Here is a 10,250-nt window from a genome sequence, read left to right as displayed (position 1 = left end):
ATTGTCCCAAATGATCCTACGACCATTATCTAGAAATATCCCGGGACGTCCAAGCTATTTGATTGATGAAAATAATGAAGTGAAAAGTCAGGTTCGTAAGGACCTTAAACATACTATACGAGGAGGAGATTGGATGGAAGCAGTACAAAGTTCAGTGGATATGGTTTGGGTGATGCTTGGAGCCATGCTCGTCTTCTTTATGCATGCAGGCTTCGCCATGGTGGAAACCGGATTTACACGTTCAAAAAACACCTTGAATATTTTGATGAAAAACTTAATCACCGTTTCACTTGGTTCTATTTTATACTTCATCATCGGATTTCGCCGAGCACGGTTCGCAAGGGTATTCCATACAAGGTGTGCTGAAAGGCAGTAACACAGCACCCGAAAGTTCCTTTGCGCATCGCCTGAACCAATTGGGTGACAGCGCCGAAATCCAAAAATCTTAGAAGCAGCAGGTAATTTTTGCAGACAGAAAAAGGATGACCGATAAATGGGTCATCCTTTTTCCCTGTTCTTTGTCATTCAAACCGCTCTTCTTCAATCTCTTTCCGGAATCGCCTTTCGCGAAACTCATACCACACTGCCACTGCCACAAAGATCGAATAGCCGGCAAACCAGCCGGCAAGTACGTCAGAGAAGAAATGTTCGCCGCCCGCCACGCGCGATAAGCCTGCAGCAGCCACCAGCAAAACCGCAAGAAGCCATATGAGCCAGCGGATGCTTTTGGTCACGATACGGTCCGTTATGAAATAAGCCAGGGTGAAGAGGTATAATAATCCAACCATTGCGTGGCTCGACGGATATCCGAAAGTCTCCAGACCCCGCGGCAGATCAGGTCTTACATCAATAAAAAAGTACTTCATCAGCTGATTCAGGATATTCCCGACTCCGACTGTCAGAAAAACAAAAAACATTCCCCTAAAATTCTGCCGCTTCACCCACAGGAAAACAATGAGACCCAGGCTTACCGTAAAAATTACCCAAGGTTCTCCGAAAACACTCATTGCATCCAGCAGAATGTTGCCGTGAAACCATTCCATCGTGCGCAGATCCAGCTCCAAAAACCCTTCGTTCGTATAGCTCGTCAAGATTGCAAAAAAACCAATCAAAGTCGCCATTCCCAGCGGATAGAATAGACGTTTGATAGCCTCCACCCTCTTTCTTCAGTATATTCAGTTTATCACAGAAGCCTTCCACCTTCCTTCTATAGGAACAAAATTTATTGTCTGTAAGTTGAAGCCCTCATTCCTTCATCAGCCTGTCGCACCCGGTAAATAGGAGGAGTGATTAAATGAGCCAGTTTTGATTCAGAGCCGAATTTCCTTTCCACCGAAATCGGGCTGGAATTTCCCGCATAAAAAGCCGTCCTCCTCAGAAAAGGAGAACGGCTTGGATTCATTTTTTATTCGTTAATTCTTTGTGGATTTTTGGCGTTGTTTTTCATGAGCACTTTCAATCCCTGGCCCATATCGGATGCCAAAACATAGTTCCGGTCAACAAAGACTCCCCAGACATCCGCCTGGTCCGGTGTATATTGGCCGATTTGCTTCGGATTCGCCGGGTCTGTGATATCGACGCTATAAACTCCTCCAGCGTAATGGCTCAAGTAAAGAGTATTGCCATGGACTTTCGGGTCATGGACAGTATTGGCAAATGTCCGCCCATCTTCCACTTTTTCAGTCAGATCGGTTTTGAATTCGCTCAACAATACAGGATTTTCTTTATCCTTGATGTCAAAAATACGGGTATAACCGTATGACTCCTCGTAGCCTTCACGCACAGGCGAAGAGACTTCACGCGTTTCAATCAGGACATTTCCGCCTTTGGCCAAGGCTGCGGAATGGGCTGCCCCCTGCTGATCTGAAGCAAAATCCGTACTGCTCAAATGTACCGGGTTTTCCGGATCGGAAATGTCAAAAATGACAGTGCCCAGATCCCACATGGAAACATAGGCAAACTGGCCGGTGTCGTCAGTGATCACACTGTGGTCGAAAACAGCACGGGTTTTGCCGTCAGGAGAATTCCAGTGGTACCCGTTAAAGTCAGCAGGCACTTCCTCTAACATGCGTGGATCGAATTCCCAAAGCGTTTCAGGCTGCTTCGGATTTGTGACATCAACAATAGTGAAATCCTTGTGCTCGCCTTTACTGTAATAGTCTGCGTATGGGTTGGACGCCAGTACAAGCGCCTTATCTCCCTGCATTGTCAAATACAATTCATGGGTTCCTCGAGTATTTTCATAGGTTTCCCAATAACCGAGTTTTTCCGGAGCTTCCGGATTAGTGACATCATATAGAAGGAATCCGCCTGCACCTTCAGCGTTGCGGTCTAATTTCTGGACACTGACCACAGCCAGGTCGCCTTTAAAATCCGGCGTATCGATACTTTTGACAATGACTTTCTCCTGCCATGAATTTGCAACGTCATCATTCGCGAACATCGCTACTTCCACCGGATTTGCCGGGTCCTTCAAGTCGAATACACGGACGCCGCCGTTCCCGCCATTCGCTGTATGAGTCCCGACATACGCGTACCCCTTGTGGGCATAGACATCGGCTGTGTTGTTTTGAACACCGTCAACTTCCTTAAGCTGAACTGAACCAGCTTCCTTCAAGTGCAACAGATTCTTTTCCCCTTCCATTTTGGCGTCACTCAAGTTCAGAATTTCCTCGTTGGAGAACACGCTGCGCTCCCCTTTGGCGATTCCCGAACTATCGAATTCGTCATGGGCAAGAACAGATGGAGCTATCGATAAAGTAAGAACTGCTGCAAGCATTGTGTTTACAAAAGGTTTCTTGATCATCAATTTTCCTCCTATTGGGTAAAATATTTTTTAATTCCATAATTAGTATATTGTAGGTAATTTCCAATTACAACGCCCCGAGCATCTTATTGTTAAAATATTCTAAAAATAAACCAAATGGTATATTCACCCCTGTGACTCCTGCCCTATTGAATTTTCATCCGCCGCCCTATTTACCCATAATCCGGACAGAAGGAACCAATTTAAATCTTTTTCATCCAATTAAATATTTCATTTTCCGGAATACCAATCGTTTATTCTCCGTTTTTCGACTATACTTTTCTTTATGAGCATCAAAAAATCGCGAGCCGCAACTGCCCGCGCAGAAAACATAAGAGGTGGACTTTTTGAATTTAACGCATTTTTTCAAGTATTATAAGCCGCATAAACGGCTCTTCATCATCGATTTCTCCAGTGCGGTCACCGTCGCGATATTGGAATTGGCGTTTCCGGTGGCCGTCCAATATTTCATCGATGAACTGTTGCCGAGCGGCGAATGGGATACCATCGTTACCGTAAGCATTCTCCTGCTGGCAGTCTTCCTGGTCAGCACGTTCCTGCAATACATCGTCAGTTTTCTCGGACATAAGCTCGGCATCAATATTGAAACCGATATGCGCGAGGAACTTTTTACCCACGTTCAGCGACAGTCGTTCCGCTTTTTCGACAATATTAAAACCGGCCACATCATGAGCCGCATCACCAATGATCTTTTCGACATCGGCGAACTCGCCCACCACGGGCCGGAAGATTTTTTCATTGCCGTTATGACGTTCTTCGGTGCGTTCGGCATCATGTTCTGGATCAACCCGAAACTGGCTCTGGTGACACTGATTGTTGTGCCATTCCTGATCTGGCTGATCACTTATTGCAACATCAAAATGAATTCCGCCTGGAGCAGTATGTATGGCAAAATCGCCGACGTCAACGGCCGTGTGGAAGACAGTGTTTCAGGCGCCCGCGTTGTGCAATCGTTCACCAATGAAGAATTTGAAATCAACCGTTTCAAAAAAGATAACGGCAGCTTCCGCCTCGCCAAGCTTGTGGCCTATAAAGTGATGGCCGCCACCCATTCCAGCATTTACATGATGACGCGTCTTTTAACGCTGGTTGTACTGGTATACGGCGCATGGCTGAACTACCAGAATGAATTGAGCTACGGCGAATTGGTCAGTTTCGTGCTGTTTCTGAATGTGCTGATCAAGCCGATCGACAAAATCAGTGCGTTGCTCGAATTGTATCCGAAAGGAATGGCCGGCTTCAGCCGCTTCCGCGAACTGATCGACCAGGATCCGGATATCGTTGATAAAAAGGGGGCACAGCCGATTACCGGCTTAAAAGGCAATATCACGTTTGACAATGTCCACTTCGGCTATGACGACCATAAAAAAGTGTTGAACGGCATTGACCTGAATCTGCAGGCAGGGGAAACCATCGCATTTGTCGGACCATCCGGTGCGGGAAAAACGACAATCTGCACCCTGATTCCTCGTTTTTACGACATTCAGCAGGGTTCCATTGCCATCGATGGCATCGATATCCGGGACATGACCAAGCATTCGCTGCGCTCTCATATCGGCATCGTGCAGCAGGATGTCTTCCTGTTTACCGGTACAATCCGCGAAAACATCGCCTACGGGAAACAAGGGGCGAGCGATGAAGAAATCCTTGCGGCTGCCCGCAAAGCCCACCTGGAGGACTTTGTCCGCAAACTGCCGGATGGCTATGAAACTCAGATTGGAGAACGCGGGTTGAAATTATCCGGCGGCCAGAAACAACGGCTCGCCATTGCGCGCATGTTCCTGAAAAATCCGCCGATCCTGATTCTGGATGAAGCCACCTCCGCCCTTGATACGGAAACGGAACGTGTCATCCAGGAAGCTCTTACCGAACTGGCGGAAAACCGGACAACGTTAATTATCGCCCATCGACTGGCGACGATACGCGACGCAGACCGCGTCATCGTCGTGACGGAAGACGGCATCGCCGAACAGGGCGGTTACAGCGAATTGATTGAACACGACGGCATTTTCGCGAATTTGCACCGCATCCAGTTTCAGCAATAACGAAAAGCGACGGCACCCGTTTAGCTCTGAAAGGCATAAGACAGAACAGCAGAGTGGCGGTTTTTGCCACGCAGCTGATATGGCTTATGACCCGAAGAGCTGGGTCGCCGGAGTCTGGACAAAAGAAAAGCGACAACACCCGTTAAGCTCCGAAAGGCTTAAGATGAACTTCCGAAGCGGCGTCCTTTGCCGCACAGTCGGAGTGGCTTATGACCCGAAGAGCTGGGTCGTTGGAGTCTGGACAATAAAAAGCGCCGCCGGAATTTCTCTGGCTGCGCTTTTTTGCGAGTTGATCGTATTTTGATGGAAGTTGATCGTATTTTCGGAAAAGTTGATCGTATTCGAGCCATAGTTGATCGTATTTTAAAAATGCGACCACATAAAAAGCAGGTTTCCGCAGAAGCCTGCTTTTTACATTTTATTTACCTACGATAAATTCCTGATAACGGTCGTAGTCTGTCCGGCTCAGTTCCACCGTCAACGACGTGCCTTCTTCTTCGTACTCCGTCTCCCGGATAGTGGCCGTTTCGTTAAGATGGGCTACGATATCGCCGCGCTCAAAGGGAATGACCATCCGGCACGTCACGTAGTCGGCAAAAATACGCTGTTTGATCATTTCCAGCAGTTCATCCAGCCCCTTGTCATTTTTGGCGGAAATCCACAAACTATCACCGTTTGTTCTCGGGTGCGGAATACCCGCAAGATCCGATTTGTTATAGACATAGAGGGTCGGGATGTCTTCTACGCCCACTTCATGGAGCGTCCGGTCGGTGACATCCATCATATGGCGGTGCTCTTCATGTGAAACATCGACGACATGAAGCAGCAGATCGGCGTTGCGTGCTTCCTCAAGTGTCGAGCGGAATGCGCGCACCAGGTGATGCGGCAGTTTGCTGACAAACCCCACCGTATCGGTCAAGAGAAAACTTTTGTTGTCATCCAGCAGAATCTGGCGTACGGATGTTTCCAGAGTAGCGAAAAGCATATCTTTTTCAAAGACCTGTTTCTCTTCCTGTTGCCCGGTCTTTTTGAGGAGCTCATTCATGACCGTAGATTTGCCGGCATTCGTGTAACCGACAAGCGACACGACCGGCATGCCTTTTTTCATCCGTTGTTTGCGCTGGGTCACCCGCTGGTCTTTGATGTGTTCAAGTTCTTTATGCAGCTTGGAAATCTGATCTTCGATTTTCCGGCGGTCAAGTTCCAGTTTTGTTTCACCGGCGCCACGGTTTGCCACTCCCCCGCTGCTGCTGCCGCCCTGTCGCCCGAGTGATGCGCGGAGTCCGATGAGCCTTGGCATCATGTACTGCAATTGGGCCAACTCCACCTGGACCTGCGCTTCACGCGTCTTGGCGCGACGCGAGAAGATATCCAGGATCAGCATTGTCCGGTCAATGACTTTGCATTCCAGGTCTTCTTCAAGATTCCGTATTTGCGAAGGAGACAGTTCGTCGTTAAATATAATCAAATTCGCGTCTGTTTCCTCATATAAAGCTTTCAGCTCGTCAACTTTCCCTTTACCGACGTAATGGGAAGGATTGATGCGTTCAAGATTTTGAGTAATTTCACCTAGCACTTCCACGTTGCAGGCCTCAGCCAGATTCCGCAGTTCATCCATTTCATAAGTGAAATGCATGTCTTTTTGGAGCTGTACGCCGACAAGTATTGCTTTTTCAATCAATGTTTCCATATGCACATTCTCCTTTGCGGCCAATTTAACATTGCCGCTTCTAATCTGTCTATTTTATCACAGCAGCGGCCAGCTTTTGAATTCAAGCCATTATATCCGGTAAATACCTTTTTCGTATATAATCTGCTCTTCGGCATTTTTGAAGTGAACTTCTTCAAGTCTCTCTTTTTTCCCTTCCAGCTTCCGGAACTCGATCAGGCAATTGGCCAATTGCAGGCTTCCCCCCAGAAGTTCTCTCCACCTGTTGCCTGTCTCTTCCACATCCTCCACCCCGAAAATACAGCGTTCCAAAACGAGGTTTCCACTTTCCGGCTTGATGGCTCCGACAGACCGAAGCCCCTGGCTATGCTCTTCATCCGTTTCATTCCATTGGATGAAAAACGGATTCGGTAAGCGGGCTGACGGCTCCTCATTGATGAACAGCATCTTCCACTCGATCAGCCTTCCATCGTCCGTTTTCCGGCTTCCGTCCAGTACGCCGCTTGTCTGGAAACCGGCTTCGTTCAAACGTTGATTCAATTCCTGGATAGAAGAAGTCCTGAAGCAGACGGTGCCAAAGCCCGGTCCATTGTGCAACAGCAATTGTGTCAAGGGATGGTCAGCGGACTCCGCGGTTTCCCTGTCTTCAAGGGCCAGCCATTCGACATAACTGTCTTGGCCGTACAACAACGCATTTCGGGTGCCCCATTGTTCATGGCGTCCCCCGATGATTGCATGAAGATTTTGCTGTTTCCAGAAACTTACCGCCCCTTCCGGAGTTCCTTCTATAAAATGCACGACATGATCAAACTTCATCCATTCCACTCCTTTTTCCCCGATTACAATAAGTTTCGCCATGATTTGTCAAATACCTTTTCCCCTACACTTATTCATTATTTTCACTAAAACCTTTGATTCTTCCCATAACAGTGGTTTTCCGGCTTTATTTTCGATAGTCTGGGGTATACAGAAAATATCTTTATATTAATATAGGAGGTCGACATGGACAAAAAATTATGGACAAACCCCGTTTTTATTGTGTCAACAGTAGTCTTACTGCTGCTGGTACTCCTTGGAGCACTCGCAAACGAACAATTCAAGGCAGTGTCCAACACACTATTCAGTTTTACAACCGATAACTTTGGCTGGTTTTACTTGCTGGCTGTATTCATCATTACCCTCTTCCTCATCTTTATATCCATCAGCAAATATGGCAATATCCGCCTCGGAGCCGACACGGATCGCCCCGAGTTTCCTTTTTTCACATGGATTGGCATGCTGTTTTCAGCCGGCTTCGGCGCTGGCCTTGTATTTTGGGGCGTCGCTGAACCGATGAGCCATTTCTTCACCACCCCTTTTGGCAATGAAGCACAAACCCCGGAAGCGGCACGCATTGCAATGGGCTATTCTTTCTTCCACTGGGGTGTCAGCCAATGGTCCGTCTTCGCCATCGTCGGACTGGTCATCGGCTTTCTCCAATTCCGAAAAAAGAAATCCGGTTTGGTGTCAACTGCCCTCGAACCCGTCACCGGTTCAAGGCCATTGATCAAGCAATCAATTGATTCGCTGGCCGTTATCGCTACAGTCATGGGAATTGCCACTTCCCTCGGGCTGGGCGTATTGCAGATGAACGGCGGCCTGAACGCGGTATTCGGCATCGAAGATTCGTTCACCATCCAATTGATCATCATCGGCGTCATGTTCGCCGCCTATACGTTGTCGTCATCTACTGGCCTGCATAAAGGGATCGCTTATTTAAGCAACTTGAATCTCGGCCTGGCCCTGGTGCTGATGGTATTCGTATTTTTCGCTGGCCCTACTGTCTTTATCATGGAAACCTTCACCCTTGCTTTGGGAGATTATATTACCAACTTCGTCCAATACAGCCTGCGCATGGAACCTTATGCGGACGGCGAGTGGGTCCGTGGCTGGACCATCTTCTACTGGGCATGGGCCATCGCCTGGTCTCCATTTGTCGGCGCATTCGTTGCCCGGGTGTCCCGCGGCCGGACAATCCGTGAATTCGTCCTTGGCGTACTGGTCATTCCACCGGCAATCGCCTGTGTTTGGATTGCCGTCTTCGGCGGAACCGCTTTATACTATGATTTAAATAATGGAACAGGAATTGCAGAAGCGGTCAATAATAACCTTACTTCCGCATTGTTCCAGACATTCGATGTCCTGCCGCTGACATCCATAATGTCAATCGCAGCCATACTGCTCATTTTCACATTCCTGGTAACGTCTGCCGACTCTGCCACCTATATCCTGGCGAGCATGACAAGTCACGGCAGCTTGAATCCACCTACAGCCTTTAAGCTGATCTGGGGTGTCCTGATGGCCTCCATCGCAGCAGTGCTGCTTCGCTCCGGCGGACTCGAAGCCCTTCAGACAGCTTCCCTGATCTCGGCACTTCCATTCACCGTGCTGTTGTTGCTGATGGTGTGGTCGTTCGTGAAGCTCCTTCGGGATGAAACGCCGCCGATCCGCAAATCGGATTTGCGCCAGTTCAAGAAAATGGAACGTGAAGCCCGCAAGGATCAGCGGAAATAAAGAATAAAATCAAAAAAAGCTCAACCCTATCCGTACGGAAGGGTTGAGCTTTTTCTTTTTTTCTTTGATCAGACGTGGCCCAGCTTTTCGGGTCATAAGAAAACCCAGTGTCTAGTCTACAGTGCTGGTCTGTCTTATGCCTTTCAGAACTTAAAGGACGTCGCTTTTTTACTTTTCTTCATTAATCAAACGTACAGTTTCATCAAACTCTTTTTCGATCTCAGGATTCGGTTTGTAAGTAACAAGACTTACCAACCATGCAACAAAAAAACATAGGATGAATCCTGGAATGATTTCGTAAACACTGCCGATGAAATTGGTCATTTCAGTTGCGCCAGGTTCATCCGGCGATGTACCAATCAAGTCCCAGATGATGACAGTAGCGGCACCAACGATCATGCCTGCGAGTGCGCCCATGCTTGTAAATTTGCGCCAGAACAAGGCCAGGAGAATCAGCGGGCCAAATGCAGCTCCGAAGCCTGCCCAAGCGTAAGCCACCAATTCAAGGATTGTCGCATTTCTTTCCCATGCCAGGAAAGCAGCCAATAAGGCTACCAGCAAGACACCGGCACGACCCAGATTTACCACGATGGTATCTGAAATTTTCTTTTTGAATGCAATTTTATACAAATCTTCCACCAATGCCGATGAACTTACGAGCAATTGGGATGAAATCGTACTCATAATTGCCGCTAATACTGCCGCCAACATTAAGCCAGCAATAAGCGGGTGGAACAGGATCTGTCCGAGTGCGATGAATACCGCTTCCGGATCTGTCAATGTAGCACCTGGATTCTGCTGGAAATATGCAATCCCGACAAGCGCTGTTGAAACAGCTCCGATCAGACTTAGAACCATCCAGCCGATACCGATGCGGCGTGCAACCCGGACTTCTTTCAAAGTCTTGATCGCCATAAAACGGACAATGATATGGGGCTGTCCGAAGTAACCAAGGCCCCATGCCGCAGCGGAAATGACTCCGATTACCGAGGCACCAGTTGTAAAGTTAAGGAAAGTAGGGTCAACTGCGCGGATGCTTTCTTATGCGCAGTCAAGTATTTTTCTCATATTTTATCTCAAAAGTTGATAAAATAAGGCGATGGAACGGTTGCTTTCTGTTCCGGTGCGCGCTTTCCGCGGGCTCACGCCCAAGCCT

At 48.1% G+C, this 10,250-nt stretch carries 6 protein-coding genes and 2 pseudogenes; 3 read left to right on the top strand and 5 right to left on the bottom strand.

Translation table 11 applies throughout. From position 1 onward, the window contains the following. Positions 1-133: 133 nt before the first annotated feature. Positions 134-322 (top strand): annotated as a pseudogene (locus DIJ65_RS15750) (ammonium transporter); the annotation flags it as partial. A gap of 199 nt (positions 323-521) precedes the next feature. Here the strand turns inward: DIJ65_RS15750 and DIJ65_RS15745 are convergent. Together DIJ65_RS15745 and DIJ65_RS15740 are read right to left on the bottom strand one after the other, a co-directional pair. Further along, a complete protein-coding gene (locus DIJ65_RS15745; protein WP_142836512.1) occupies positions 522-1,157 on the bottom strand; it encodes a phosphatase PAP2 family protein in 636 nt (211 codons plus the stop codon). A gap of 248 nt (positions 1,158-1,405) precedes the next feature. Beyond that, a complete protein-coding gene (locus DIJ65_RS15740) occupies positions 1,406-2,806 on the bottom strand; it encodes an LVIVD repeat-containing protein (protein WP_117300805.1) in 1,401 nt (466 codons plus the stop codon). A gap of 347 nt (positions 2,807-3,153) precedes the next feature. On the opposite strand from DIJ65_RS15740, the gene DIJ65_RS15735 reads away from it, so the two are divergent. Continuing rightward, entirely contained in the window at positions 3,154-4,872 is a 1,719-nt protein-coding gene (locus tag DIJ65_RS15735) for an ABC transporter ATP-binding protein (RefSeq protein ID WP_117300803.1), read from the top strand. A 418-nt stretch (positions 4,873-5,290) separates the two neighbouring features. Here the strand turns inward: DIJ65_RS15735 and hflX are convergent, their stop codons facing one another. Both hflX and DIJ65_RS15725 read right to left on the bottom strand, forming a co-directional pair. Continuing rightward, a complete protein-coding gene (gene hflX / locus DIJ65_RS15730) occupies positions 5,291-6,562 on the bottom strand; it encodes a GTPase HflX (RefSeq protein WP_117300801.1) in 1,272 nt (423 codons plus the stop codon). Positions 6,563-6,652: 90 nt separating this feature from the next. Continuing rightward, entirely contained in the window at positions 6,653-7,357 is a 705-nt protein-coding gene (locus DIJ65_RS15725; RefSeq protein ID WP_117300813.1) for a VOC family protein, read from the bottom strand. Positions 7,358-7,543: 186 nt separating this feature from the next. Between DIJ65_RS15725 and DIJ65_RS15720 the strand changes: the two genes are divergently transcribed. After that, positions 7,544-9,094 (top strand): BCCT family transporter, encoded by a 1,551-nt coding sequence (locus tag DIJ65_RS15720; protein ID WP_071151994.1) that lies wholly within the window; start codon positions 7,544-7,546, stop codon positions 9,092-9,094. A gap of 168 nt (positions 9,095-9,262) precedes the next feature. On the opposite strand, the pseudogene DIJ65_RS15715 reads toward DIJ65_RS15720, so the two are convergent. After that, positions 9,263-10,132: pseudogene (locus DIJ65_RS15715) on the bottom strand (sodium:solute symporter family transporter); the annotation flags it as partial. Positions 10,133-10,250 lie beyond the last annotated feature (118 nt).

Source organism: Planococcus salinarum, assembly GCF_007004625.1.
GTDB lineage: Bacteria > Bacillota > Bacilli > Bacillales_A > Planococcaceae > Planococcus > Planococcus salinarum.
This window is presented reverse-complemented; position numbering and strand designations above follow the sequence as displayed.